We start from the raw sequence: 27,000 nt of genomic DNA, 5'->3' as shown, positions 1-27,000 counted from the left end.
CCCCCTCCCCCGGTCAGGCCGTGAAGCCACCATCAACGCACAGCACCGTGCCGGTGATCCAGCGCGAGGTATCGGCCAGAAGGAAGGCGATAGACGCCGCCACGTCCTCAGGTCGCCCCAGACCCAGAGGCTGCATGTCGATAATCTTCTGGAACTTCTCTTCGGAGACCTTGTTCTTGAAATTCTCCGACATCGGCGTTTCGACCATGGCCGGGGCAATGGCGTTGACGCGGATGCCGTCGCGGACCAGCTCGACCCCCAGCCCCTTGACGGCCGAGATCAGCCCGCCCTTTGAGGCGGCATAGACCACATTGCCCGGCGCGGTTTTCAACGCCGCTGAGGACGAGACAAACACCAGCGAAGCCTGCGGCGTGTGGCACACCTTGAGGCGGAAACCCTGCGCCAGCATCAGCGAAGCCGCCAGATTCTGCATCAGCACATCGTGCGCAAAGGTGGGCGTCACCGCCTGTATGGGCAGGGTGCCCTGTATCCCGGCGCAATGGGCGATACCGTTCAACGGTCCGACCTCGGCGCATAAGGCCTTCAGCCAGGGCACGATACCCGCGGTGTCGGCCAGATCGAACAGCTTGCCGACATGGCCTTCGCCTTCCAGCAGGGAAAGCGTTTCCTCAAGCCGTTCGGCGTTGCGGCCACTGGCCACCACGCGCGCCCCAAGCTTAGACAGATAGACGGCCGCCGCCTGTCCTATGCCACTGGTCGCCCCGGTGACCAGAACGGTCCGTCCCGTCATATCCATCGGATGAAATGAAGTCGTCACGGCATATCTCTTTCAGCAGGAGGGGGAGGCGTCATCAGGCGCATATAGGTACGCTGAAACTCAGCGATACGGTCTTCCATGGCCCCCAGAAGCGGCGGCCGCTGCGGCGGCGCATCGCGCATCCCGGCCTGCGTCACCTGACAGATGTCGCGGTCTTCGTCACGCACCTGTTTTGTAAAACCGCGCAGGCTGTCGGCCACCATGTCGCGGGCAGCGCGGCCATTGTTTTTGCCGAGCCAGCCCGTCGTCGTCAGGCGCAGACTGTCCGTGCCGGTCGGCTCAAACGTCTGAAACGTCAGAAACGCGCCGTAGGAGAAGGTGACGATGATGTTGGGGAAGATCAGAAAGCTGGCATATTCCGGGTAAAGATCACCGCGCTCAAGCTTTATGGCGCGCGCCACATTGTCCCACCATTTACGTGAGCGGTCGCGCAGCTTACCGGTATAGCGGCTATGGCCTGCATCGGTGCTGAGCGTCAGATCGGTAGACAGGATAAGGCTGAAACTGCCCGAATGCACCATCGGCAGGTGATAGCCTTCGGCGGCATTGTCCATGCCGAGCTTCCAGTTCACCGACCAGTCGAGCACTTCGTGCTCAAAACGGTCCGGGCAGGCCTCGGAAACGTGGGCCAGGTCATCATAAAAGCTGCCCAGAAAGGTCTTGAGGTCAGGCCCTTCGGCATTCATCCGCACAAAGACGAAATGCCCGACGGTTTCCAGCGCATAGGCTTTGAGTGCCAGCGCGTCCTTATCAGCGTCGTTAAACTCAAAATTCTGCCGGTTCAGCGGGATGCCCGCCGGACGGCCCGCCGCATCGTAGGTCCAGCCATGATAGGGACAGGTCAGGGGCCGGTTACCCGACCGCGTACACTGGATGCGGGCAAAGCGGTGCGAGCAGACATTGCGAAAGGCCCGCAAAACGCCCTCACAGTTTTGCACGACGATGCTGTGGGGGCCGACCTGAAAGGTGAGGAAATCATTGGGCTGAGCCAGATCCTGCACGAAGCCGACGCACAGCCAGCTACGCGCAAACACGCGCTCAATCTCAGCCGATAGGACGTCCTCGCGATAATAATGATCCGCCGGGATCAGACCCAGCCTTTGCCTCCAGGTTTCATGCGTCTGCGGCATGTCCTGTGGCGCTACATCAGTCATAGTCATCGACCACACACTGCGGCATGGGGCCCAGATGCAGCTTCAGGGCCGCCCACGACCAGCCGATCCCAAAACCGACCAGCAGAACCGGTGTGGGGGTGGCGAAGGTATCGGACAGGCGGTCAGCAATGGTCAGCGGGATGGAGGCCGAAGAGGTGTTTCCATAGGTTTCCATGGCGATCGGCACCTTCTCCGCCGGCAGGCCCGCCTTCTTGCGCAGGTGTTCCAGCATGAAGACATTGGCCTGATGGAAGACCACATGCTCGATGTCCTCGACCGTGCTGCCGGCGGCGGCGAGAATCTGGCTGACCAGAGACGGGACGTTTTTGAGCGTGAAGGTGAAGACTTCGGGGCCATTGAGATAGAGGCGCGAGGCGCGGTAAAGCCGGGCCTGCGTCTCTTCGTCCTGCGGTCCGTCCTGCGGCAGAAGTGGCAGTTTGATGCCCCCGGCCTCCACCATGATGTGCGGAGCCCCGGCACCGTCAGTGCCAAACACGCCGGTCATTTCCGGGGCAGAGGCATCCACCTCCAGCGCCGTGGCGGTCCCCGCATCCCCAAACAGCGGCACGGTGGCGCGATCATCTTTCAACAGACGCGAGGTCGAGACGTCCCCGGCCAGCAGCAGACCCCGCGCCGGACGCCCGCCAATGCTCAGCGTCTTCAGGAGCGAAGCCACCATCCACAGGCCGTAGGTATAGCCCGAACAGCCCAGATTGACGTCAAAGGCCAGACACGAGCCCAGACCCAGCCGGTGTTGCAGCGCGCAGGCGGTGGCTGGGGCCACATAGTCGGCGCTTTGGGTGACAAAGATCAGCACGTCAATGCTGTCGCGCGCCCAGCCCAACTGATCGAGCAAACCTTCGGCGGCCCGCTGACACAGATCGGAGGTCATCACCCCTTCCGGGGCGATGCGTCGTGAGCGCACGCCGATGGATTTGATCAGGCGTTCGCGCTCGGCCTCATCGGGGATCAGGCCCTCTTCGGCCAGCGTCCGTCCGCTCTTGGGAACACAGGCCCGGATGCCGCGCACCGCCACGCCCTGCAATCTGCCTTCGGTCATGAAACGCTCCCGAATCCCGTGTTATGGACTGCGCCTGTCATCCGCTGCTTTGCGTTAAGATCGCGTTAAGGGACAGGGCGCGCCGCCTGTGGGGCCCGCACAAACAGGGCCACGTTTAAGGGAATATTAAGCGGATCACCCAAGGATCGAAGCCTACGGTTTTCAATATCTACGGCGCGGGAAAAAACTCATGACCGATCAGGCCTTCATCGCCTCTGTGGCGGAAATTCTCGAAATCGACCCGGCGGGTCTGACGGGTGCGGAAACCCTGACAGAGCTTGGCAACTGGGACAGCCTGGCCGTTATCACCTTTGTGGCCATGGCCGACGCCAACTACAATACGGTGGTTAGCGGTGATCAACTGCGCGCCGCGCAAACCATCAAGGATCTGGCCGCTCTGGTCGGGCTCTGAGACCGGCGGACGCCGTGGCTCAGACGCCGGGATTGCGAGAGCGCCTGAAAACGCGGGTTCCCTCATGGCGGCATTTTGCCGCGCGCGCCCGCGCTGACCGGCGCAATATTGCCTACGACCTGTTGCCACTGCTCGATTATCGCGGTCGGCAACGGGTAAGCCGCCTCATCCGTCACTTTAAACCTCGTACACCCGACCTTGCGCCCTCACCTCTGGCGCAGTCCCTGTGTGCGGAGCTGCGCGAAGACGGTTTTACCGCCATTCAGCCACCCATTGATGCGCAGGTGTTGAGCGACCTCACGGCCTATTTCCGCGACCTGCCCTGCCACGACCCCTATCGCCCGCATCTGGGGCGGTTTCGCTGGGATGAGGTGCCGTCCGAAGACATCAATATTGGCTATTACACGCCCGAAGAGGTGATCCGCGCCCCGCACGCGCTAGCGTTAGCCAACCATCCAGACGTTCTGGCGGCTGCCGAGCTGTATCTGGGGGCGCGGCCTATTCTCGACAATATCGGGGCCGTTTGGTCCTTCCCCGGCCGCGCCACGGCCAAGGGCGTTCAACGGTTCCATCGCGATTACGACTGCGTCGGCAATGTCAAACTCTTCTACTATCTGACCGACATCGACGCCCAATCCGGCCCGCATGTGTTCGTGCGCGGCTCTCATCGCTCCCCCATCCTCGAAACGGGCAAGGCCCAGACGGATGCCGATATCGAAGCGGCCTTCGGGGCCGACAAGGTGGTGACGCTGACCGCGCCCGCCGGCTCGTGGTTCTTGGAAGACGTCTATGGCTTTCATAAGGGGCTGTTGCCCGTGTCGCGCCCGCGTCTGCTGCTGGCGTTTCAGTATAATCTCTACGCCACGCCGCATTCGCCGAAGGCCTCGGTGATGGACAATCCCGGCGGATTTGACGCTTACATCAATCAGGTCTTTCTGCGATGAGACGGGTCTGTATCATTCCGGCACGCGGCGGGTCAAAGCGCATCCCGCGCAAGAATATCAAGCCCTTCTTCGGGCAGCCCATGATCGGCTATTCGATCCGCGCGGCCGTTGAGTCCGGCCTGTTTGAACGCATCATCGTATCGACCGATGATGATGAAATCGCCGAAGTGGCGCGCGCCTGCGGGGCGCAAACGCCGTTTGTGCGCCCGCCGGAACTTTCCAACGACCATGCGGGGACCGGCGCGGTCATGGCCCACGCCCTCGACTGGCTGATCGCACAGGGGGAGCGCCCCGACGCCCTGTGCTGCCTCTATGCCACCGCCCCGTTTCTGACCGCCAAACGCCTGATCGAGGGCTGGGAGGCGCTTCAGGGCAAGCGCCACGCCTTTTCGGTGACCAGCTACGCCTTCCCTATCCAGCGCGCCCTCTATGTCACGCCGGAGGGCGGGGTAGCCATGTTCCAGCCCGAACACCGCATGACGCGCTCTCAGGACCTCGTGCCCGCCTATCACGACGCGGCGCAGTTCTACTGGAGCTGGACGGAGGCGGCGCTGAATGGCGAAGACGTCTTTTCGATTCATTCCGCCCCGGTCATCCTGCCGCGCACCGAGGTCGTCGATATCGACACACCCGAAGACTGGGAGGTCGCCGAACAGATGTTCGCAGCCCTCAGAGCCGGTGAGAAATAGTAATCGCAGAAACGAACAGCGCGATTTCAGACACTTGGCGGCGCAATTGCCGTTCAGGTGCTGGAATTTTATTGACGCCCCCAAAGTCAGGCTATAGCTGAGCCATGGCCGAGCGTATCTATCTTTATGACTCCACCCTGCGCGACGGATCGCAGGCGCAGGGGATTGACTTCACCGTTGCCGACAAGCTGGCGATTGCTGAGGCGCTGGACGCCTTTGGCATCGACTATATCGAAGGCGGCTGGCCGGGGGCCAACCCCACGGATGACGCCTTTTTTGCGCGCGTGCCGAAGACGCGCTTTGCCAAGGTCTCGGCCTTTGGCATGACGCGCCGCGTCGGGCGTTCGGCCTCAAACGATCCGGGCCTTCAGGACATTCTCAACGCCAACACGCCGGCCGTCTGTCTGGTCGGCAAGAGCTGGGACTGGCAGGTCGAGACGGCACTGAAGGTTTCGACCAGCGAAAACCTGAAAATGATTGGGGATTCGCTCAGCCACATGATCGCGCAGGGTCGTGAGGCGCATTTCGACGCCGAACACTTCTTCGACGGCTATAAGGCCAATCCCGCTTATGCGCTGGAGGCCCTTACGGCTGCCTATCAGGCCGGGGCGGAGTGGATCATCCTGTGCGACACCAATGGCGGCTCGATGCCGTCCGAGGTGTATCGCATCGTCTCCGACGTCAAGGCCAGGCTGCCTGAGGCGCGTCTGGGCATCCACTGCCATAATGATACCGAGCAGGCCGTGGCCAATTCGCTGGCCGCTGTTGAGGCCGGGGTGCGTCAGATTCAGGGCACGATCAACGGCATTGGCGAGCGCTGCGGCAACGCCAATCTGATCGCCCTGATCCCCACCCTGATGCTCAAGATGGGTTATGAGACGGGCGTGTCGATGGAACAGCTCAAGGAGATTGGCTCGCTGTCGCGTCTGATCGACGACCGGCTGAACCGCGTGCCCAACCGCCACGCCGCCTATGTCGGCAAGAGCGCCTTTGCGCACAAGGGCGGCCTGCATGTTTCAGCTATGGCGCGCGACAGCCGCTCCTATGAGCATATCGACCCGGCGCTGGTCGGCAATACGCGGCTGATCCTAGTCTCGGACAAGGCGGGCCGCGCCAATGTGCTGAACCGTCTGGAGCAGATGGGCATTGCGGTCGCCGCCGATGATGAGCGCGTCAATGAGCTGGTGAAGATCGTCAAGGACCGCGAGGCGATGGGCTATGCCTATGAAGACGCCAGCGCCTCGTTCGAGCTTCTGGCCCGCGGGCTTCTGGGGCAGTTGCCGCGCTATTACGAACTCCTCAGCTATCGCGCGCTGAACGAATGCCGCGTTGAGGCCTCCGGCGCGCAGGACACGATGGCCGAGGCCACTGTCAAGCTGTCGGTCGCCGGGGAAACCGTGATGACCGTGGCCGAAGGCAATGGCCCGGTCAATGCGCTGGATGAGGCGCTGCGCAAGGCCCTGACGCCGCACTATCCGGAACTGAAGGCCATGCACCTGTCGGACTATAAGGTGCGCATCCTGACACCATCGGACGCCACCGCAGCCCTGACCCGCGTGGTGATCGAAAGCCGCGATACGGACGGCCACGCCTGGCACACGCTGGGGGTCAGCCCGAACGTGATTGATGCCTCAAACGACGCCCTGTTCGATGCGGTGACGTGGTTCCTGCTCAAGCAGAAGGTGGCGGTGCGCTGAACGCCGACTGCCGGAAATGAAAACCCCCGCCTCATACCAAGGGTCATTGAAGATGACCCTTGGTATTCCATTCGAGACTGTCTCATGTCCCTGAGACATATGAGACAGTTTCGTGTCTTCAACGGCCGGATGCGGCTAGCATCTTCGGGCGTTGGTATCATCGAAGCGGGGGTTTGTTTTGCGGCTTAGCGCTTGTAGCGGCCCCAAAGTTTTTCAAACTTGAAGCCGGTCAGGTCTTCAACCACACGACGGCTTTCCTCCGATTCCGGCTGGGTTTCCCCGGCGCGCAAACGCTCGACCTCGTGGACAAGGATGCCGTGGGATCTGACATTGAGGCCGAAGCTCCACGAAATGATCATACCCAGCACCATTACGACGATCGGACCGGCGATCAGGACCAGCACAATCGTGTGGATAGCTTCCGGAGACTGCTGGATGACAACGGACGAGTCCTTCGGTGCCGCCAGATAACCACCCTGATTAATGATCCAGCCGGTCGCCACGATGGCCGCAGACTGCGCCACCTTGCGCACCAACGTCATGACCCCAGCGAAGATGCCTTCGCGACGTTGACCGGTGACGGCCTCGTCAATGTCAGGCAGATAGTTATAGACCGACCACGGCACAAAATTCAGCGTACCGCGACCCAGACCCGCCAGAATGATCGGCACGATCAGCCAGAAGGCAACGCCGAAATTGGAGTGACTGAAAGCGGCAAACAGATTGCCATTGAGGCCTTCGAGACCCGCCGCGATGCCTTCGGGTTGGGTGAAGTAGAAGGCGAGGAACAGCAACAGCGCGGCGCCCACAAAGCTGATGGCGATGCGATAGGCCAGGGTCGGCCCCGTCTTGATCACCACCTGAATGGCGATCATCACCGAAACGAGCTGCGCAATGTACATCAGCGTCATCATGCCCGAAATCAGCGTCGTGGTTTCGCCCTTGCTCAGCGTCGCCCCAGCCGCCAGAACGGTCGCCACAAACAGCGGGAAGGCGGTGTTGAAGATGTCCTGCGACAGGTATCCGCCCAGATAGATCGACAGGTGCTGACGAAAGGCGCGCAGTTTCAGCGTCGAGAACAGGTCGCGGAACATGTTGACCGGGATCATCAACGCGGCGGCGGCATTGAAGGGTTGCGGTTGGATCCGCTTTTCATCTTCCGTGTACGGACGCTCCCACGAGAAGACAACCACCAGAATCACCACCAGCGAGAACAGAAGGCCAAAAATGGTCGCCATGATCAGGAAGGTGTCCGGCGAATCCTTGCCCCCGAAATTGTCGATAATGAAGGTCGGCAGGTAGGAGGCGAGGATGGCGGAAGACTGCGCAATGATCATCCGCGCGCCGGCGAACTTGGCCTTTTCTTTGTAATCCTTGGTCATTTCCGCGGCGAGCGTTTCCCACGGAATGAGGAACATGGTGTAGAGCAGTTCGAAGAAGATGAAGACGAAAAGATAGTACCAGAAGGTCTGTCCGGTCACGAACAACAGCGCAAAGGACGGCAGCAGCGGTATGGTGATCAGCAGGAAGATCTTACGACGGCCGATTTTACGCCCCACCCAGGTATGGCGCAGATTGTCGGAGATATAGCCGATCAGCGGGCAGGTAATGGCTTCGAGCAGACGCGGCAGGCCAAGGATAAATCCGGCATCAATGGCGCTCAGACCGCAGAAGTTGGTGAAGAAATAAAACAGCCAGCCGGTGATGACGGCCTGAGCCCCGGCACCGAGCATATCGCCCGATCCCCAGCCCCAGTAGTTGATCCAGCTTGGCTTACGCACCTGAGCCACTTCGGCCATATCGTTTCACTCCCAAAATCCACCTCCCTTGCTTAGCGGGGGAGGTATCGCCGTCTTGACGGCGACGGAAGGGGCTGATCAGGCCGACCTAAACCCCACCGTCTTTTTTTGGCTCACACCAAAAAATCCACCTCCCCTGAACCGGGGAGGTGCGTGTTAAATAAACCGGTACAGGAACTCGCCCATGGTCAGCAGCGCCATGGCCTGACCAAACGGCATCGAAGTCAGCGGGATGTCTTTATATTCCTGAATGGAGTTGAACACCGGCGTGCCGAACGACACCTGGGTCAGCTCACCCGCGCTGTTGATATGGGCGCGCACGGCCTTGGCGGCCTTGATGCCGATGGCCTCATACTCACGCGAGATATAGCCCTTACGCACGGCCTTGAGTATGCCATAGGCAAAGCCCGCCGAGGCCGCGGCCTCTTCGTAGGAGGTTTCATCGTCAAGAATGGTGCGCCACAGGCCCGACGGGGCCTGAACCTTCGCCAGCGCCTTGACCTGCGCTTCCAGCGTTTCGATCAGGAACATACGGAAGGCATCATCCTTCGGCAGATTCAGAAGCTCGATAAATTCCGGGATGACGATGGTGACCCACGAATTGCCACGCCCCCACAGGGCGTTGGCGAAGTTGTGACGGCCATCAAAGGTCCAGCCGTGGAACCACAGGCCGGTCTTACGGTCGGTCAGGTACTTGATATGGATCAGGAACTGACGCTTAGCCTCTTCGACATAGTGCGGACGGTTGAGCAGCAGGCCGATCTTGGCCAGCGGCACGACCGACATCATCAGCGTGTCATCCCACAGTTGCTGGTTATTGACGCTGTTATAGACGATGTGCTGGAAGCCACCTTCTTCCGTACGCGGAAGATCGTTATACACCCACTCCGCCCACACATCGAGATAGGGCAGATAGCGGCGGTCACCGGTGCGCTCAAACAGGTAGGCCAGCGTCAAGAAGGGCGCGACCGTATTGATATTACGCGACGGCGAGCCTTCCTTGAACCGGTCCTCGAACCAGTTGATCATGATGTCCCAGGCTTTTTTGTCGCCGGTCATCTCCCAGACCTTGTACATGCCGTAAAGGCCGATGCCTTGCGTCCACTCAAAGCCATGCCAGGCCTTGGTGTCGATCACGCGGCCATCGGTCAGGCGCAGCAGAAACTCACCCGACGTGTCCTCAATATGGATCAGATTATCGATCAGCAGGTCGATGGCCCGGCGGTAATCGTCACGGTCGGCATCCAGCGCCGCCGACTGATGTTGCAGCAGCGGATGGATGTTGAACGGGTCGGTCGGGGTGAGGACCTGATTGTTCGTATTGACGGGCTTTTTGAGGATCTGAGCGGTCATGAGAGAGAACTCTTGGGAGAGGTACTGTTAGCGTTGCAGTTTATTGGGTGCGGGCATGATTTCGAGGGGAACACTCGTGCGCGCGGTACGCAGGTTAACCAGTTGAACGGGCTCCAGCGCGTTTTCCGGCTTGCCATCGGTGGTGACGGCCAGAGCGATGGTATTGTCGCCATTGGGGTTTAAAATACCCGGCGGGATGACAAAGGTGCGCTGCGGGCCGATATGGGCGATAAATTGCCCCATATTCCAGCCGTTGACGAAGATCAGCACACGGTTTTCACGGTCCGAGCGCGGCTGCGTCGTATCGCCGAAGCTGAGGCCAAGCTGCACATCATGCCCCTTGGGCAGGTCGAGCTTGAACTGCGTGCGCAGCCAGTAGGTGCCCGCCGCCGGCGGGGCAGCAGTCTGACTTGCGCTCTCCCATCCGTCCTGCTTACCCGGCAGATACCAGCCTTCGCGCTCGCCATAGAGGCCGCCATTGTTCAGAGGACCGCGGACGAGGTCGGCGATCTGTTCGCCGCCCTTATTGCCCTGAATGCGCCATTCGATCGGCACCGCAAAACGGCGACCAGCGCGCGTGGTCAGCGATGCGGCGATCAGGCCGCGCGCTTCGCGGTGGGCGTCATCGGCCATCAGGTCCCAGTTGTGCGAATTGTTGCGCACCATGACCGAAATCACGTGCTCACCGGGCGTCAGCTTGTCGAGCTTGAACTTCACGCTGTCGGTGGTTTCGGGGAACTGACGGCCCGTATCGTGTTCGTGGTGGCCGATATATTTGCCATCGACCCAGACCTGAATCATGCCGGCACCGCCTGCGCCGTAGAACAGCTCAAGCTGATCCGCCGTCTGATCGGTGATTTTGACGCGCCCGCGATACCAGACATCGCCGTGGTGGAAGCCGTAATCGCTCATGCTCAGCGTCGGCTGACCGCGTTCGGTGGTCGTCCAGGTCTGAGCTGCCGTCGGGCGGTTATCGGCCTTGACCCACTGGCTGTCGTCAAAGCCGGGCTGCGCTTCGGGGCTGTCCATGCGGCGCGTCCACGCCACCTGCGCGAGGTCCGGCAGGGTCACCTTTTCCGGACGCGGCAGGGGCTGGGTGCTGAACAGGCTGCCGTCGTTTTGCGCCGTTACGGCGACCGGTTCGCCATTGAAGGTGACGCTTTCAACCGACTTCGGGCCCCAGATCGTCAGGGCCGATTCCGTCATGGTGTCGCCCAAGAGGTCGAGCTTACCGCCCGAAAGCTTGGCTTCGCGCACCAGTGCCGCCGTCATTTGTAGAACGGGGCCTTCCGCCGTCTCCTGACGCCAGAAATTGAAACTGGTCGGTTCATCGGCGATCAGGAGCAGCAGCGGCGCACGGCCACCATCCGTAATCCGAAGACGGATCAGGCCACTATGCGTATAGCTGATCTTCAGATCGCCGGTTTTGGCATCAAACTTCGTCGTCGCCTGACCGGACAGAAGCTCGACCTTCGGCGCTTGCGAGAAGCGCAGGACGGTTTCCCCCGCCTCCCCGACACGGCCATGCAGCAGCGCAATGTCCTGTTCACCATTCTGGAAATGCGTCTGGATTTCCGAGTTGGAATAGACGAGGTGCTGACGCTCCATGGCGTAGGACGCCAGCAGCATCTTGGCGTCCTGACCATTGACGCGCACCGGGATGGTGTAGGTGCCGTCCTTCGTCGTCAGCTCAAACGTGGCACTGTCGTCGGTCAGGGCATCGGACGGGTTATGAACCGCAAACAGGATGTGCGTTTTCAGCGTCGGATTGATGTTGTGATAGACCTTGATCTTGTCGTTCGAGGGCTTGAGCACCGGGCCCTTGTCCATTTCGGCCAGCACCTGTTCCGCCGCCTGAACGAACATGCCCTGCTGCTTCAGCGCATAGGCCTTTTCGCGCAGGCCCCGGTCTTCGGAAATGGCCGCGCCGTAGTCGTAAGAGGTATAGACGACCGGTCCGGCCAGCCAGCCCCACGAGGTGCCGCCGTACGTCATATAGACGTTGTGGATGGTGATGCGGTTGATCAGGTTGGTGCCATAAAAGACGCGCTGATAGCCCTTGCCCTGACGCTTGGCCGTGCATTCATAGGTGCCGTTCGAGCCCCAGTAGTCGAACCAGCCGCCGCCCAGTTCCGCCGCAAAACCGGGCGTTTTGGGCGAAGACAGAGAGCCGATGCGCGGCGGGGTCGTCCCATATATGCCCCAGTCGGGCGCCTTGTTGGGGCCTGACGGATCAGCATGAACATTACAGGTGCCGCCCGGATAGCCGTCAAAGGCATAGATGTCCGTCGGCCCCGGATTGGCCCACGGCGCGGTCGAATCCTTCGGCGTCCAGTCTGGCAGACGCCCGGCCGCATTGTGGAAGAAGGGCACAGTGATGCCGTCGGCGCGCGCTTTTTTGGCCAGATGCTCCATCTGACGCACGTGCTTCGGCTCGACCTTGCCCAGCTCGTTTTCGAGCTGGTAGGCGATGATATTGCCGGTGCCGTTGGTGATCTGATGCCGCGCGATGATGGCGTTGATCTGCGTCATCCACTCATCGGTAGCGGCCAGAAACAGCGGATCATCGGTGCGGGCTTCGGCGCGCTGACGAAGCAACCAACCGGGGAAGCCGCCTGCGGTGAGCTCAGCATTCACATAGGGGCCGGTGCGGGCAATAACGTACATGCCCTCTTCCTCAGCGATTTCGATGGCACGTTCGACATTGCGGATGCCTGTAAAATCATAAACGCCCGGTGCCGGCGAGTGGTAGCCCCAGTTGAAATAGAAGGCGACGCCGTTGAAGCCCGACGCCTTCATCTTTTGCAACACGTCGCGCCACAGGGAGGGGTTGGGCAGGCGGAAGGGGTGCACCTCGCCCGACCACACCATGATGCGCTTGCCATCGACCATCAGGGAGTGTTCGTCCCAGGTGACTTTTTTCGGCGGGTTTTTGGGCTTGGTGGCTTCGGCCAGAGCCTTCGGGTCTTCGGACAGTACGGTGAAGTGACGCACCACGCCCGACACGCCGCCGATTTCCTTCTTCGGCGTCCAGGTTTTGAAATTATCGTGGCTGTCGGAATACCAGTAGCGCTTGGTGATATAGTCGTCGAAATAGATACGCCAGCCGCCATCTGGCAGCTTCACCAGCGCCTGACCTTCGCGCCAGTCGCCCCACCCGGCCCAGTCACCCTTTTTCTCGATTTTCCACGGGCCGTAGAGCGATTTGGCCGTGGCCAGTTCGATGAATTTGGTCGTCTCGTTCTTGACGAAGGCGGTGTAACCCTTGTCGGTGGCCAGCACAAAGGTGTCGATATAGTTGCCTTGCAGGCCCTGCATGGGCTTGGGCGCCGACCATTGCGAGAAATCAGAGTTGGGCTCGATTACATAGGCCCCGAACGGCCCCTTGGTGCCGCCCTTCGACAGGGACACCACGACCTTCAGGCTGCCGTCCTTGTCGCGGAACCATTCGGGTGCCCAGGTATTGGTGACGCCCTGCAGGTCGATCTTGACCTCGCGCACCAGCTCCCAGCTTTTCAGGTCTTTCGAGCGGGTGATCCCGAAATCCGAGCCGTCCCAGTTGGTGGTATAGACGACGTAATAATAGCCGTCCGTATGGCGGATGATCGACGGGTCGCGCAGCAAACCTTTTTGCGGGGTATAGACCTCAGAGCCCAGCGTCTTGAACGTCACGCCGTCGGCGGAGGTGAACAGGCTGAGCGTGTTTTGCGAAGTGGCCATGAAGGCCGACATCAGGAAAACGTTTTGTGCCTTGGCAGCTTCACTGACCTGCGCCTGCTTTTGCGCATCGGAGCCTCGCGGAATCCCCAGTTCCTGCGCCGTCGCGCCAAAGGCCAGCAGGGCACCGGCGGCGGCGATCAGACCGATTTGCGAAACACGCGAAAGGGCTGCCATACGGAAAAACTTCCGGCGCAGCGGATTCTGGTTGGGCATTGGGGGTCCTCTTTTGGGGTTCCTCTGAGACAGCGCCGTGGCCGGGATCTTCAGATCGGCGGGTCTTGGACGCCCGCGCAGCGACGGCCAGCGGCGGCTGGTGCGTTAAGATGACATTGACGACGGACCATATCAATGAAAAAATATCACAAACGAGCACATAAGGGCCAATTATGATCAGAAAAAACGCCATTATGATCAAAACCAATCAGGGAAATGAGACTCGCACGCGGCTGCGCGCCCTTGTTCTGACGCTGGCCCTAAGTTTAGGCGGAACATCCGTCATGGCGCAGATCGCCGCTTCGGAGGCCTCCGTGACGCCCCTGCCCCAGCGCTTCCTGCTCGACCCCGCCCTGAAAGCCGATGCGACGGCTGTGCGGGTGACCCCCGACATGACCTATGACGCAACCCGCGGCTATGGCTTTACCAATACACGCGACGGCAACGAAATGGCGCTGGCCGTGAAGGCCGTCCCCGGTGATTACCGTGTGCGCGTGACTCTGGGCACGAAAAAGGCGGACAGCCGCACCTCGATCTGGGCCGAAGACCGGCGGCTGATGCTGGCCCCGGTGGCGCTGAAAAAGGGGGAGACGAAGACGGTTGAGTTTATTGTCAATGTACGCGACGCCGCGGTCGTCACCTCTGAGCAGGACGCCAAGGGCAAGGCCCCGCGCGTCGGTCTGCGCGGCGACGAAGACATCGGGCGCACCTGGGATGACAGGCTGACCATCGCGTTTTCGGGCCCCTCACCCGCCGTGCAAAGCGTTGAGATCACCCCCATAAAAGCCCGCCGTATCCTGATTGCCGGGGATTCAACCGTCACCGATCAGGCTGGCACGGACTACGCCTCGTGGGGACAGATGCTACCACGCTTTCTATCCAGCGATGTCTCCGTCGCCAATCACGCCCGCTCTGGCGAGACGATGAAGTCGTTCGTCACCTCCCTGCGCTGGGACAAGCTGCTCAGCGATCTGCGCGCGGGTGATGTGGTGCTGATGCAGTTCGGCCATAATGATCAGAAGAAGCAATGGCCGCGCACCTATGTCGATGCCGAGCGCTCATACCCGGCCTGGCTGAAGGCCTTTGCGACGGATGCGCAGGCGCACGGGGCGAAGGTGGTGCTGATTTCGCCGGTGTCGCGCCGCTCGTTTGAAAACGGCAGGATCACCAATACGCTGGCCGGCTATGACGACGCGGTGCGGAAAGTCGCCGCCGAGCTGAACGTGCCCTTTATCGACCTGACCGCGAAGACGAAGACGCTCTATGAGGCGCTGGGGCCTGAGATCAGCCCGCTGGCCTTTGGCAATAACGGTCAGGACAAGACTCATCACAATGCCTACGGCGCCTATCAGATCGCCAATTATGTGGCGCAGGCGATCACCGATCCGCAGAGCGGCTTGGGCCTCAAGGCCGCGCCCGATTTCACCGCCTTCGATCCGGCCCATCCGGCCGATCCGAAACACTTCGATCTCACCCCCGCCGACTGGCCCGTCATGCGCGAGGCCCCGGCAAAGATTTCAGGGAACTAAACCTCATGACCCAGATTCACGCCTTCAAAATGCAGCTCAAGCCGGGCTTTGAGGCCGAATACCAGAAGCGCCATGATGAGATCTGGCCGGAACTGTCGGACCTTTTGCACGAGGCCGGGGTATCAGACTATTCAATCTTCCTCGACCCGGAAACCCTGACCCTGTTTGGCGTCCTGCGCCGCACAGACAACCACACCATGGCCGACCTGCCCGCCCATCCGGTGATGAAAAAATGGTGGGCCTATATGGCCGACATCATGGACTCAAACCCCGACAATTCACCGGTGGCGAAGGATTTGAAGCCGGTGTTCTACATGGCGTAACAAACGATTGGCGGAGCGCGCCGCCAACATCCTTGTAAATTTACCGATAGATGGTAAATTTACAAGGATGATTACACGCCACTTACAGTCAACGCTCATAACTCTCCTTGCCGAATATCCGGCGGTCGTGCTGTTAGGCCCGCGTCAGATCGGTAAGACGACGCTGGCCGTCAATCTGGGCGAGGAACTGAACGGCATGTATCGTGACCTTGAACGACCGCGCGATCTGGATCAGGTGCGCGATATCGAGTTGTTTCAGGCGCAGTATCCGGAACGGCTCCTTATTCTCGATGAGGTCCAGCGCGCACCGGAGATTTTCGCCCCCTTGCGCGGCGTTATTGATCGCCGTCGCCGCGACGGCCAGCGCAGCGGACAATTCCTGTTCCTCGGCTCGGCCTCCCTAAAGTTGCTGGGTCAGACCAGCGAAAGTCTGGCCGGGCGCGTGGCCTATGCCGAGCTTTCAGGCATTAACGCGCTTGAACTCGCCTCAGCCGCCGCGCAAGACCTAAATCCACTGTGGGTACGCGGCGGTTATCCGGACAGCCTGACCGCTCGCAGCGAAGCGATAAGTCTGAAATGGCGGCTCGATCTTATTCGCACCTATCTGGAGCGCGACGTGCCGCAATTTGGGTTTCGCGTGCCCGCAGAAACCCTGCGCCGCTTCTGGACCATGCTGGCTCACCATCAGGGCGGCCTGTTTAATGCCTCAAGCCTTGGCGAAGGGCTGGGCCTGAGTGGACAGACCGTATCGCGCTATCTCGACATACTGGTGGACCTGCTGCTGGTGCGCCGCCTTGAGCCCTGGTACGCAAATATCGGCAAGCGGCTGGTCAAATCCCCCAAGGTCTATATCCGCGACAGCGGCTTACTGCACGCTCTGCTGGCTATCGAAGACGCCGACAGCCTTCTGAGCCATCCGGTTATTGGCGCAAGCTGGGAAGGGTTTGTCGTCGAAAACCTGCTCAGTTGCCTGTCGGCATCACTGTGGCAGCCCTACTTCTACCGTACGCAGGCCGGAGCCGAAATCGACCTCGTGCTGGTCAAGGCGGGCAAGCCTGAGGTCGCCATTGAAGTCAAGCGCGCCTCTGCACCGAAGGCGCAAAGAGGCTTTCATCAGGCCTGCGACGATCTGGGCATAACCCATCGCTACATCGTCTATCCGGGCGACGAGGCCTACCGCCTCAGCACGAGCGATATCTGGGTGACGCCTTTGACGACGCTGATGTCAACCCTAAGGGACCGTAGAGGTCTGTCCTTTGGATAAAGGCCTCAGACGACTTCCGAAGCCTTGCGGTCTTCGGCGGTCACTTGGGCGATGCGCACCTCGATACCGGCGTGTTCCAGCCATTCGCGCGCCGCGTCGCTCAGCCCTTCATCGGTGATCACCACGTCAATCGCCGTCAGCGGGCACACCGACAGCGAGGCCGGGGCGTCGATTTTGGAGGAATCCGCCAGCACGATGACCTGATCGGCGCGCTCCATCAGACGGCGCTCGGACTGCACCAGCAGGGTGTCCGACTGCATCAGGCCGTTGCGCGTCAGGGCCTGACAACCAATGAACATCTTGGCCGCCGAGAAGTTCTGCAACATGCCGTCCTCATACGGGTTGAGGATGATGCGCTGTTCGCGGAACAGTTCGCCGCCCGGCAGGGTGACCTTCACCTTTGAGCGATCGAGCAGGCATTGCAGGATGGGAATGGAGGTGGTGAGCACGTGATAGGGCTCATTGGCCATCATATTGGCCAGGGTGTAGGTGGTCGAGCCGCCGTCGATAATCATCGAAATGCCGGGCTTGAGGAAGTCGAGCGCGGCGCGGGCAATGGCGCGTTTGACCGGCGCATTGACGATGGTCGAGGCCAGAAAGCTCGATTGCCCGATCAGGCTGTCGGTCTGAAACTCCGGTGTCTTGGGTTCGGCCTTGGCCGTGAAGTGCTTGCCTTCAATGCGCATGGCCCCGCCGCGCACGCGCAGCAGATGCCCCAGTTCGTGCAACTCATTGAGGTCGCGGCGGATGGTCGCCGGTGACACTCCCAGACGCGCCGTCAGCTCATCGACCGAGGTCACGCGGTCCGGATTGAGTTCGTCGATGATCAGCTTCCAGCGATCCTGAAGGTGCATATGGCCCGCCCTGCGTTTCTGTGTAACGATCCTTATACGCGCAGCCGGCTCCGGCCCTACGCGATTGATGATCGAATGTGATTGATTCTTATAGGGCGCATTCCACATGGTGGGAAGCACCTTTTTTGGGTAGGGCTTCAATCGTTTTCCATCGCCTTTAACCAGGCGGCGCGGTAGGCGCGTATGGCCTCAACACCCTGCGGCGCGACGGGCTTATAGGCTGGCACCGGCGGCACATGATCGCTGAAAAAGGCCATTGCCCCGGCGCCGCGCGTCACCCCGGACGAGGTTTCGCAGACCAGAACCGGTGCGTCGCGCATGGCCGCCAGAAGGGTGCAGAAGGCGGCATTGTGCGCCGCCGGGCCTTCGATCAGCAGCGGCCGATCCGCGGGGGCGATCATATCGAGCGAGGTGACCGCGATCAGGGCGACGTAGATCAGGCCCAGTGCGGCGCGCGTTTGCGGCGTGTCGGTTTCAAGCCCGACGATTTCGCCGCGCCGTCCGGGAAAGGGCCCGCCGGCATCGACGAAGCTCGGCAAGGCCATGGCCCCTGAGCCGATCACCTCAAGGACCGTATCGAGCGTCACCGGCACATCGACATGACCATTGGTGATCAGCTCAAGCGCCCGCCCGCCCATAAAGCGCGCGCAGGGCACCGCACGGCCATAGACGTCGATATTGACGAGGCAGTCGCGATCCGGCCGCAGGCTGTCCGACACGGCGGCGGGCGCAATACCGGGGGCCATGGCAACATACCAGGTGCCGGTCGTCAGTATGACCGGTAAAACCGCCGCCTCATCGTGCTGATATCGCGCAATAACCAGCGCCAGAGCGGCGTTGGAATCGTGCAGCCCCACATGCACCTGACAGTCGGGGCTTAAGCCCACGGCCTCGGCGATTTCAGGGCGCAACGGCCCGGCCTTTTCCCACGCCGAGCGCAGCGGCGCAAAGCGTTCCGCCCAGCCCTCAGAAACTGCTAGACTGGAGAAGGTGCCCTGAGTCGGGTTCCACAGGTCGGTGTGACAGCCCAGTGACGTCACCTCCGAACACAAAACGCCCGACAGCCGCCACGTCCAGTACTGTGCGTAAGAGAGGATGTAGCGGACCCGCTCAAAGAATTTGGGATCGCGACGCGCGTGCCAGAAGATTTGCGCCCCCAGATTCAGCCCGTTGGGCAGAAGCGGCGACAGGGTTTCCTCAAAGGCCGGGCGCACCCGCTGATAGGCGCGTTCATAGGGCAGCGGGATCGACGCTTCGTAATCCTGAATGGGTTGCAGCAACTGCTCATCGGCGCTGAGGAAGGCGCAGCCGGCCCCGTGCGCGACGGGGATAATGCGGTCGATGCGGTAGCGCTGCGACAGGCGCTTCAGCTCGCTCAGACACCAGGCAAACAGGGTATCGACATCGAAGGCCGCATAGAGCCGCGTATGCAGGTGCGGCGTCTTGAACGTCGTGCGGCTGAGGATCTGGCCTTCGGCGTCAATCACGCTCAGCTTGGCATTGGTCTTGCCGACATCAAAAACAACGCAGACGCCCTCGCCCGTCACCGCGGCGCGCGTATGGCCCCCGGAGACTCCCGTCATCGCGTAACCGTCCGCCGACGGAACCCTCTCCGTCACGGGGCTTACCGACACGTCTCTAAGGCTATTGCGCACCCTTCACTCCCGACATCAGCCGCTCTTTCATGAGCGAACGGGAGCCGATTACCGGTTTTCCCGTCCATTGCCGATCATTATTGATCGAAAATTAGCAACAGAGATTGTTTTCTGCCGCTATTTCCGTTAGTCTCCTACCCTATAAGAAAAGCGCGTCTGCGCCCACAAAAAACAGGTTGAGGGGGTGTTTCCCCGCGCTCTCATATATGGCGTGGCGTGCGCGCCACATCCAGACTGCTCGCGTGAACAGTCTGTTGATTTGACTCTGTCCGTCTTTTAACCCTATCTGGAGGCCCATGTGCTGAAGGAATGGACACCCCGAATGGGCTATGTCGCCGTCAAAAAGACCCAGTCGGCCCTGCCGCAGGACATTATTGATCGGGAGAATGCGCGGCTGATGGCGGCGCATATGGCCGATTATGAGGCTCTGGGCGTCAGACTGGCGCGTGTGGGTGTCGATATCGAGCACGTGGTCGATCGCCTGATGACGCTTGAGGTCGGCATCCCGAGCTGGGGCATGGTGTCGGGCGGTACGCGCTTTGCCCGCTTCCCCATGCCGGGTGAGCCCACCAATATTCTGGAAAAGATCGAAGACTGCGCCGCCGTGCATCAGGTGTCGGGCCTGACGCCGCGCATCTCGCTGCATTTTCCCTGGGACAAGGCCAACGATATCGACGAGGTGCGCGACTTCGCCCACGCCTACGGCATGGGGTTTGATGCGGTCAATTCCAATACCTTTCAGGATCAGCCGGGGCAGCGCCTGTCATACAAGTATGGCTCGCTGACCCATTCGGACCCCGCCACCCGCGCGCAGGCCATCGAGCACAATCTCGAATGTATCGAGATCGGCGACCGGCTGGGTGCCAAGGCCCTGACCGTGTGGATCGGCGACGGCTCGAACTTTGCCGGTCAGAACGAGTTTGCCGACACGCTGGAGCGCTATCTCGACAGCATGAAGGCGATCTATGCCGCCCTGCCGCACGACTGGCGGCTGTTTATCGAGCATAAGCTCTATGAACCGGCCTTCTACGCCACCGTCATTCAGGACTGGGGCACGTCTATCCTCTGTGCGCAGACACTGGGCCCCAAGGCGCAGTGTCTGGTCGATCTGGGCCACCACGCGCCGACGGTCAATATCGAGCTGATCGTGGCGCGGCTGGCGCAGTTCGGCAAGCTGGGCGGCTTCCACTTCAACGACTCCAAATACGGCGACGATGACCTTGACGCCGGGTCGCTCAACCCCTTCCAGCTCTTCCTGATCTTCAACGAACTGGTCTATGCCGAAACGCGCGCCAAGGGGCAGTTCAATCCGGCCTATATGATGGATCAGTCGCATAACGTGACCGACCCTATTGAGAGCCTGCTCAATTCGGCGCGCGCCATTGCCGGAGCCTATGTCAAGGCGCTGATCGTCGATCGCAAGGCGCTCAAAGAACACCAGGCCAATAATGACGTGATGATGGCGCACCATTGCCTGCGCATGGCCTATGAGACCGATGTGCGCCCGGCGCTGGCCATGGCGCGTCTGCGCAAGGGTGGGGCCATTGACCCCATGCTGGCCTTCCGCGCCACCGGCTACCGCGCCGAAAAGGCCAAGGTGCGCAAAACCCGCGCGGCGCACGGAGGCGGAATCGTCTGATTCGCGCGTATAATCGGCATCATTAACGGAAATTTCACATGAGCCTTTCGCGTCGTCAGTGGCTGGCCTCCGGTCTGGCCGCCTCCGCCTCTTCCTCGCTTCTGGCCCCCTCGCTGTTCGCGGCCGAGGCGGGTGAGCTGATCTATGCCAATCCGCTGGAGGCCGCGTCCGACGTGGCAAAGTTTAAAATGGAAGGCGATGCGAAGGTCGATTTCCCCAATGGCCGCATGCAGTTAAGCGCGCTGCGCGATGCCGCCGAAGGGCAGGCCTCCAACTTCGTCTTTTGGTGCCCGGAAGTCTTCCCCGATCATGTCGAGATCAGCTGGAACTTCTGGCCGCTGAAAGAGCCCGGCCTGTGCATTCTGTTTTTTGCCGCGGGTGGGGTGAATGGCGAACACATCCTGTCGCCAAAGCTGAAAGCCCGTGCTGGCATCTACGACCAATATACCAAGAGCGACGTAAAGGCCTTGCAGATCTCCTATTTCCGCCGCCGCTGGGAGGAGGAACGCGCCTTCCACCTGGCCAATCTGCGCTACGCACCGGGCTTTGAGATGCTGGCGCAGGGGGCGGACCCCCTCCCCGATGTCGAAGATGCCCGCCCGCCTTACCGCATCAAAATCCGCAAGTCGGGGGCCAGCGTCGCCTTCACCATTAACGACCTGCCCGTCGTCAACTGGACCGGGGCCGCGGATCGCCAATGGCCCACCGGCGGCAGCATCGGCTTTCGTCAGATGGCCCCGTTGGTCGCCGAATATGCCGATCTCGAAGTGCGCAAGATCAAGGCTTAAGCGCGTCCCTCAGCCACTGTTCGTAGTCGGCGCTGGCCCATTCAATGCGCGTAGCGATCAGTTCCGGCACCTCATAGCTATGGGCGGCCTTTACCGCCGCTTCCAGCGCCGGGAGTTTGTCGCGCAGGGTCTTGATAGTCAGGCCGATCTCATCGGCCGTTTCCACCTTCCCCTGCCACACATAGGTGGCCCGCAGCGGCGTAGACTGCACACAGGCCGCCAGCTTCTGCGTTACCAGAAGCTCCGCGATGCGTTCGGCCTCATTGGCATCGGCACAGGTGATGGAAACGGTCATAAGATCGGTCATGTGAGGACTATAGCGCGCGGCTGTTGTCTGCCAAAGCCCTACAGGCTCGACGATTTTGCCCGCTTCGCCGTTCTGTCACCTGACCGGCGGCGCGGCGCGCGACCGCCCAACCGCACATAATGACGGAAGGTTTCGGCATAGGACGGCAGGGTGGCGAGGCTGACGCCAATCAGGTCAGCCAGCCAGTCGCCGACACTGGCGCTGCGTCCCGTAAAGAGTTGCGCCACCTCGATCAGCGCCCCGAGCACTAGCACCCCCAGAGCCAGGTCTGTGCGCCGCACACGCGGAAAGGCCAGTTGCAGCATCAGCGTCAGCGCAAAGAAGGCGATGATGTGCGCTTCAGGGTTTGACCGTCTGGCAGACTGTGCAGGTCGATATGGTCTTTCGAGATGTCTGCACCGATGGTAATATCGTTCATCTTTTCTGATCTCCTATGCTTGTCATCCGAGCCAAAAGCTCCGGTATCCGTTCAGGACGATTGGAAAAGATGGGGGCGATCAAACTCTAAACCGGTCCGGCATTCCTTAGAAGGCTGACCTGCGGAATCACGATCCGTCCCCCATCGCCGGAGACGGATGGCCGTCCTCTCCGGCGCTTCTTTATCGCACCAAGAAGCACAGAAATCATAAGACAAGCGTATTTCGTACAGATTGAATCGAAATCTCGCTCTAACATTTTGTTTTGTCGCGCATTTGATTCCGAAACGGAGTTCGGCGAAGCCAAAACCGTTTCACACTTTTCGGAATGCGCTCTAATCCCGCACGCATCGACGCTTATTTAACCCTGCGCAGCTAGGGTGCGTGGAAATCCACACGCCGGAACCCTGTATGCGCCCTGATACTGCGAAGCTGAACACCCCCTCCACAGCCTCCAAACCCGCAAACGACGGCGGCCTTCTGAGCGCTCTGGACACTCACGCGGTCATGGAAGCCAAAATGCCGCTGAAATGGACGCTTCTGGGCCTGTTTATCTCTTGCAGCGGTTTCTGGGCATTGGTGGCGGGTCTGGCCAGCCGCCACTAGATGATTAGTCCCTCGCCGGGCGGTGGCTCCGCCACCTTGGCCGCCGCCTCAATGGCGGCTTGAGCGAAATAAATCATTTCGCTCTACATCTCCCTAACCGTCGCTAACTTCGCTCAGCCGCTTGGCCGCTTCTGCCGCCAGCTTGACGTCCTGTGCGCGCGAAATGGGCGCGACGACAATGCCCGACGGCGTGGACACGACCATAATGTCATCGAGCCCGATAATGGCCACAGGCGGCCCTTCGGCGCGGATCAGGCAGTTGTGGGCGTCGATCAGGATGGTACGCCCCTGCGCGTGGTTGCCGACATCATCCTTGGCCCCCAGACGCCACAGTTCGCTGAACCCGCCCACGTCCGCCCAGCCGATATCGCAAGGGGCCGTCGCGGCGCGTGAGGTGCGCTCCATCACCGCGTAGTCGATAGAGATAGAGGGACACAGTTTGAAACTTTCCGGGTCAAGCGTGCGCGTGACGCCCTGCAGAGAGGCCCTGTCAAAGGCCTGCTGCGTGGCGGTGAGGACATCCGGCTCATAGCGGTTCAACTCCTCCAGCATCACCTGCGGTGAGAAGAGAAAGATACCGGCATTCCAGTCATAGCCGCCATCGGCGACATAGCTTTGGGCGGTTTCAAAGTTTGGCTTTTCGAGGAAGCGACGGATACCATAGACGCCTTCGGCCAGCGGCTCGCCGCGCTGGATGTAGCCGAAGCCCGTCTCCGGAGCGGTGGGGGTGATGCCAAAGGTGACGATGCGGGCCGTGGCCGTCGCGGCGGCCCGGTCAAGGGCGTCGCGGAACACCTCCGGCTTTGAGATCATGTGATCGGCAGGCACCAGCAGAACCAGCGCCTCCGGGTCGATCTCCAGACCGATCAGGGCCGCCACCGCCGCCACAGCCGCCGTATTGCGCGCAAAGGGTTCGAGCACGACCGCCTGCGGTGTGAGGTCAATAGCCTCAAGCTGCGCCGTCGCCAGCGCTTCGTGGCTTTTGCCGCAAATGACCACAGGTTTCAGAAAACCCGCCCCCGACAGACGCAGGGCCGTTTCCTGAATCATGGTGTGCCGGGTGGCCAGCGCGTGAAACTGTTTGGGCTGTTCAGGCGTGGACAGGGGCCACAGGCGCGTACCCGACCCACCCGACATGATGACCGGTAAGATTTTCATAAATCATCCTTGGAATACAAACTGTTTCCGGACAGGTGGCGACTATGCGCCGACAAATACCGGTTAGGCAACTGGATGACCGACTTTACCGGGATAGGGCTGTAAAAAGTCAAGACCTCCGGTGGTACCGGAGGTCCTGGAATATGGGGACAGCCTTTAGGAAATATCAGTAACGATAGTGTTCCGGCTTGAACGGGCCTTCGACCGGCACACCGATATAGTCAGCCTGTTCCGCATTGAGCGTCGTCAGCTTGGCGCCCAGCTTTTCGAGGTGCAGCAGGGCGACCTTTTCGTCGAGCTTCTTCGGCAGGGTATAGACCTGCTTGTCGTAGGCCTTGTTATTGGTCCACAGCTCGATCTGCGCCAGGGTCTGGTTGGTGAACGAGGCCGACATGACGAAGGACGGGTGGCCGGTGGCGTTGCCGAGATTGACCAAACGCCCTTCGGAGAGGACGATGATCTTCTTACCGTCCGGGAATTCGACATGGTGGACCTGCGGCTTGATCTCGTCCCACTTGTAGTTGCGCAAGGACGCGACCTGAATTTCCGAGTCGAAGTGACCGATGTTGCAGACGATGGCGTTGTGCTTCATCTCGCGCATGTGTTCGAGGCGCAGGACGTCCTTGTTGCCGGTGGCGGTGACGAAGATGTCTCCAACCTTGGCCACCTCTTCAACGGTGCGCACTTCATAGCCTTCCATGGCGGCCTGAAGGGCGCAGATGGGGTCGATTTCGGTGACGATGACGCGCGCCCCGCCATTGCGAAGAGATGCCGCCGAGCCCTTGCCCACATCGCCATAACCGAGGACAACCGCGACCTTGCCGGCCAGCATCACGTCGGTGGCGCGGCGGATGGCATCGACTAGCGATTCACGGCAGCCATAGAGGTTGTCGAACTTCGACTTGGTCACCGAGTCATTAACGTTGATCGCCGGGAAGGGCAGCTCACCCTTTTGCGCCATAGCGTACAGGCGGTGGACACCCGTGGTGGTTTCCTCAGACACGCCGGTGATGGCGTCGCGGATGGCCGAATAGAAGCCCGGCTTTTCCTTCAAGTACCGCTTCATGACCTTATAGAGGGCTTCTTCTTCCTCATTGGTCGGGCTGTCGAGGATAGACGCATCCTTTTCGGCCTTCGGCCCCAGCACGGTCAGCAGGGTCGCGTCGCCGCCGTCATCGAGGATCAGGTTCGGATAGCCGCCGTCGTGCCATTCGAAAATCTTGTGCGCGTAGTCCCAGTATTCTTCGAGGGTTTCGCCCTTGATGGCAAACACCGGCGTGCCCTTGGCAGCGATGGCGGCGGCGGCATGGTCCTGCGTCGAGAAGATGTTGCACGAGGCCCAGCGCACTTCGGCCCCCAGCGCCTGAAGCGTCTCGATCAGCACGCCCGTCTGGATGGTCATGTGCAGCGAGCCAGCGATGCGCGCGCCTTTCAGCGGCTGCGACGGGCCGTATTCCTCGCGCGTCGCCATCAGACCCGGCATCTCGCCTTCGGCGATGTCGAGCTCCTTGCGGCCCCAGTCAGCGAGGGACAGGTCTTTTACGATAAAGTCTTGAGCGGCCATTGGGGTGCATCCATAGTTTCAAATGTTGCCGTCTTATAGCGGGCCACGGCGCCGGATGCAATCAAGATATAAAGATGTCTTTATATGGATGAAAAAATAGACTCCCGCGACCTTGACTTACACGGCGATAAAAGCGCATATTGAACGTTGTTCAAGTTAACTTTGGAGGGAGAGATGAAAAAGGGACTTCTATTCGTTTGCGTTGCCCTGACAGGTCTCATCCTGACGGTAACACCTCTTGTGCTGACAGATTACGCTTTCAAGCATTGGAGCGATAATGGTGCCGCCCTCCTATGGGTATATCCCCCGTATGCCTTTTTCATGCATGGAAGTTTTTGGGCAGGCCTTGCATTGGTACTGCTGAGCATATCAGGGATCATAACGCGCTCGAAAAAGCCAGATTAATCACGTCTTGCCCCCAATCCCACACCCAAAGCGCGAAGTCGATCACGTAGCGCGCCCCGAAATAGACCCAGGCTGTCGCGCCGACCGCCACGGGGACGGACAGCAGCAGGCAGACCCCGTCCCTTTGCAGCAGGCCCAGCCCCGTCAGCACCACCGCGATACCCGGTATGACATTGGCCCCCGGCATGGGCAGCAGCAGGATCAGCGCCATCAGAAGCGTCTGCGCACCGGCATAGAACAGCCACACCCCGCGTGTCAGGAAGATCAGTCGTGGCCGGGTCAGAAACTCCACCTTGCGCAGCACGACGCCACAGGCGCGAAAGGCTCCGCGCAGGGTCTCGCCTTTGAACGCCCAGTTCTTGATGAATCCCGGCATCCACAGCGCCTTGTGCCCCAGCAGCATCTGGATCGACGGTCCGATCAGCAGCAGACCAAACAAGGTCGAAATGCCCGGAATGTTGGGGATGCAGATCGGCAGGGCCAGAATGATCAGCAACAGCCCCAGCCCGCGGCCTTCGAGGTTTTTGAGCAGCGTGCCGACCGTCACGGTGGGCGCATCACCAAACGAGTCGGCCAGATCGTCAACCAGTTGCGAAGCCCTGATCCCGTGTTGGGGGGCGGTAGCATCAGGCATGGCGAATCTCCACAGGCGCAGCGACAACATCGTTACCAT

At 60.7% G+C, this 27,000-nt stretch carries 23 protein-coding genes; 10 read left to right on the top strand and 13 right to left on the bottom strand.

Annotated features, from left to right (window positions below; genetic code table 11):
* Positions 1-13: 13 nt before the first annotated feature.
* The 3 genes from EM6_RS10260 to EM6_RS10250 are packed head-to-tail and all read right to left on the bottom strand — an operon-like array spanning position 14 to position 2,992.
* Complete coding sequence (locus EM6_RS10260) at positions 14-778, bottom strand: SDR family NAD(P)-dependent oxidoreductase (protein WP_232037049.1); 765 nt, start codon at positions 776-778, stop codon at positions 14-16.
* Positions 775-1,938 carry an aromatic ring-hydroxylating oxygenase subunit alpha gene (locus tag EM6_RS10255; RefSeq protein ID WP_232037048.1) on the bottom strand — a complete coding sequence of 388 codons (1,164 nt, stop codon included), beginning with the start codon at positions 1,936-1,938 and terminating at the stop codon, positions 775-777. Before EM6_RS10255 ends, EM6_RS10260 begins: the two co-directional genes overlap by 4 nt.
* Positions 1,925-2,992 (bottom strand): 3-oxoacyl-ACP synthase III family protein, encoded by a 1,068-nt coding sequence (locus EM6_RS10250; RefSeq protein ID WP_126422491.1) that lies wholly within the window; start codon positions 2,990-2,992, stop codon positions 1,925-1,927. Before EM6_RS10250 ends, EM6_RS10255 begins: the two co-directional genes overlap by 14 nt.
* A 190-nt stretch (positions 2,993-3,182) precedes the next feature.
* Between EM6_RS10250 and EM6_RS10245 the strand changes: the two genes are divergently transcribed.
* From EM6_RS10245 to cimA, 4 genes are all read left to right on the top strand, one after another.
* Positions 3,183-3,404 (top strand): acyl carrier protein, encoded by a 222-nt coding sequence (locus EM6_RS10245; protein WP_126422489.1) that lies wholly within the window; start codon positions 3,183-3,185, stop codon positions 3,402-3,404.
* Between the two features lie 14 nt (positions 3,405-3,418).
* Positions 3,419-4,348 (top strand): phytanoyl-CoA dioxygenase family protein, encoded by a 930-nt coding sequence (locus EM6_RS10240; RefSeq protein ID WP_126422487.1) that lies wholly within the window; start codon positions 3,419-3,421, stop codon positions 4,346-4,348.
* Complete coding sequence (pseF, locus tag EM6_RS10235; RefSeq protein WP_126422485.1) at positions 4,345-5,037, top strand: pseudaminic acid cytidylyltransferase; 693 nt, start codon at positions 4,345-4,347, stop codon at positions 5,035-5,037. Before EM6_RS10240 ends, pseF begins: the two co-directional genes overlap by 4 nt.
* 104 nt (positions 5,038-5,141) lie before the next feature.
* Positions 5,142-6,734, top strand: coding sequence for a citramalate synthase (cimA, locus tag EM6_RS10230; RefSeq protein ID WP_126422483.1), 1,593 nt, complete (start codon positions 5,142-5,144; stop codon positions 6,732-6,734).
* Between the two features lie 185 nt (positions 6,735-6,919).
* Here the strand turns inward: cimA and EM6_RS10225 are convergent, their stop codons facing one another.
* The 3 genes from EM6_RS10225 to EM6_RS10215 all read right to left on the bottom strand — a co-directional run bounded on the left by EM6_RS10225 (position 6,920) and on the right by EM6_RS10215 (position 13,819).
* On the bottom strand, positions 6,920-8,533 hold the full coding sequence (locus EM6_RS10225; RefSeq protein ID WP_126422481.1) for an MFS transporter: 1,614 nt from the start codon (positions 8,531-8,533) through the stop codon (positions 6,920-6,922).
* 156 nt (positions 8,534-8,689) lie between these two features.
* The gene (locus EM6_RS10220; protein ID WP_232037047.1) at positions 8,690-9,886 is read right to left on the bottom strand and encodes a glycoside hydrolase family 88/105 protein; all 1,197 of its coding nucleotides are present in this window, start codon (positions 9,884-9,886) and stop codon (positions 8,690-8,692) included.
* Positions 9,887-9,913: 27 nt separating this feature from the next.
* A complete protein-coding gene (locus EM6_RS10215) occupies positions 9,914-13,819 on the bottom strand; it encodes a beta-galactosidase (protein ID WP_126422479.1) in 3,906 nt (1,301 codons plus the stop codon).
* Positions 13,820-13,992: 173 nt separating this feature from the next.
* Between EM6_RS10215 and EM6_RS10210 the strand changes: the two genes are divergently transcribed.
* The 3 genes from EM6_RS10210 to EM6_RS10200 all read left to right on the top strand — a co-directional run bounded on the left by EM6_RS10210 (position 13,993) and on the right by EM6_RS10200 (position 16,935).
* A complete protein-coding gene (locus EM6_RS10210; RefSeq protein WP_126422477.1) occupies positions 13,993-15,348 on the top strand; it encodes a rhamnogalacturonan acetylesterase in 1,356 nt (451 codons plus the stop codon).
* A gap of 5 nt (positions 15,349-15,353) precedes the next feature.
* The gene (gene rhaM / locus EM6_RS10205; RefSeq protein WP_126422475.1) at positions 15,354-15,671 is read left to right on the top strand and encodes an L-rhamnose mutarotase; all 318 of its coding nucleotides are present in this window, start codon (positions 15,354-15,356) and stop codon (positions 15,669-15,671) included.
* Positions 15,672-15,798: 127 nt separating this feature from the next.
* Positions 15,799-16,935, top strand: coding sequence for an ATP-binding protein (locus EM6_RS10200; RefSeq protein ID WP_197723575.1), 1,137 nt, complete (start codon positions 15,799-15,801; stop codon positions 16,933-16,935).
* A 5-nt stretch (positions 16,936-16,940) separates the two neighbouring features.
* Here the strand turns inward: EM6_RS10200 and EM6_RS10195 are convergent, their stop codons facing one another.
* Together EM6_RS10195 and EM6_RS10190 are read right to left on the bottom strand one after the other, a co-directional pair.
* Complete coding sequence (locus EM6_RS10195; protein WP_126422471.1) at positions 16,941-17,789, bottom strand: DeoR/GlpR family DNA-binding transcription regulator; 849 nt, start codon at positions 17,787-17,789, stop codon at positions 16,941-16,943.
* Between the two features lie 137 nt (positions 17,790-17,926).
* The gene (locus EM6_RS10190; RefSeq protein WP_126422469.1) at positions 17,927-19,372 is read right to left on the bottom strand and encodes an FGGY-family carbohydrate kinase; all 1,446 of its coding nucleotides are present in this window, start codon (positions 19,370-19,372) and stop codon (positions 17,927-17,929) included.
* A 370-nt stretch (positions 19,373-19,742) separates the two neighbouring features.
* Between EM6_RS10190 and rhaI the strand changes: the two genes are divergently transcribed.
* Positions 19,743-21,083: an L-rhamnose catabolism isomerase gene (gene rhaI / locus EM6_RS10185; protein ID WP_126422467.1), complete on the top strand. Its 1,341-nt coding sequence runs from the start codon at positions 19,743-19,745 to the stop codon at positions 21,081-21,083.
* A gap of 38 nt (positions 21,084-21,121) precedes the next feature.
* Positions 21,122-21,871, top strand: coding sequence for a DUF1961 family protein (locus EM6_RS10180; RefSeq protein ID WP_126422465.1), 750 nt, complete (start codon positions 21,122-21,124; stop codon positions 21,869-21,871).
* Here the strand turns inward: EM6_RS10180 and cutA are convergent.
* Positions 21,861-22,178 carry a divalent-cation tolerance protein CutA gene (cutA, locus tag EM6_RS10175; protein WP_126422463.1) on the bottom strand — a complete coding sequence of 106 codons (318 nt, stop codon included), beginning with the start codon at positions 22,176-22,178 and terminating at the stop codon, positions 21,861-21,863. The genes EM6_RS10180 and cutA overlap by 11 nt on opposite strands.
* Positions 22,179-22,216: 38 nt before the next feature.
* Positions 22,217-22,483, bottom strand: a complete 267-nt coding sequence (locus EM6_RS10170; RefSeq protein ID WP_126422461.1) for a hypothetical protein — start codon at positions 22,481-22,483, stop codon at positions 22,217-22,219.
* A gap of 522 nt (positions 22,484-23,005) precedes the next feature.
* Between EM6_RS10170 and EM6_RS10165 the strand changes: the two genes are divergently transcribed.
* Entirely contained in the window at positions 23,006-23,200 is a 195-nt protein-coding gene (locus EM6_RS10165) for a hypothetical protein (RefSeq protein ID WP_126422459.1), read from the top strand.
* A gap of 93 nt (positions 23,201-23,293) precedes the next feature.
* Here the strand turns inward: EM6_RS10165 and EM6_RS10160 are convergent, their stop codons facing one another.
* From EM6_RS10160 to EM6_RS10150, 3 genes are all read right to left on the bottom strand, one after another.
* Entirely contained in the window at positions 23,294-24,358 is a 1,065-nt protein-coding gene (locus tag EM6_RS10160) for a mannose-1-phosphate guanylyltransferase/mannose-6-phosphate isomerase (protein WP_126422457.1), read from the bottom strand.
* Positions 24,359-24,524: 166 nt separating this feature from the next.
* A complete protein-coding gene (gene ahcY / locus EM6_RS10155; protein WP_126422455.1) occupies positions 24,525-25,922 on the bottom strand; it encodes an adenosylhomocysteinase in 1,398 nt (465 codons plus the stop codon).
* Between the two features lie 376 nt (positions 25,923-26,298).
* Positions 26,299-26,961, bottom strand: coding sequence for an exopolysaccharide biosynthesis protein (locus EM6_RS10150; RefSeq protein WP_126422453.1), 663 nt, complete (start codon positions 26,959-26,961; stop codon positions 26,299-26,301).
* Positions 26,962-27,000: the final 39 nt, after the last annotated feature.

This window comes from Asticcacaulis excentricus (genome assembly GCF_003966695.1).
Lineage (GTDB): Bacteria > Pseudomonadota > Alphaproteobacteria > Caulobacterales > Caulobacteraceae > Asticcacaulis > Asticcacaulis excentricus_A.
The sequence above is the reverse complement of the archived record's forward strand: the minus strand, read 5'-3'. Positions and strand labels throughout refer to the sequence as shown.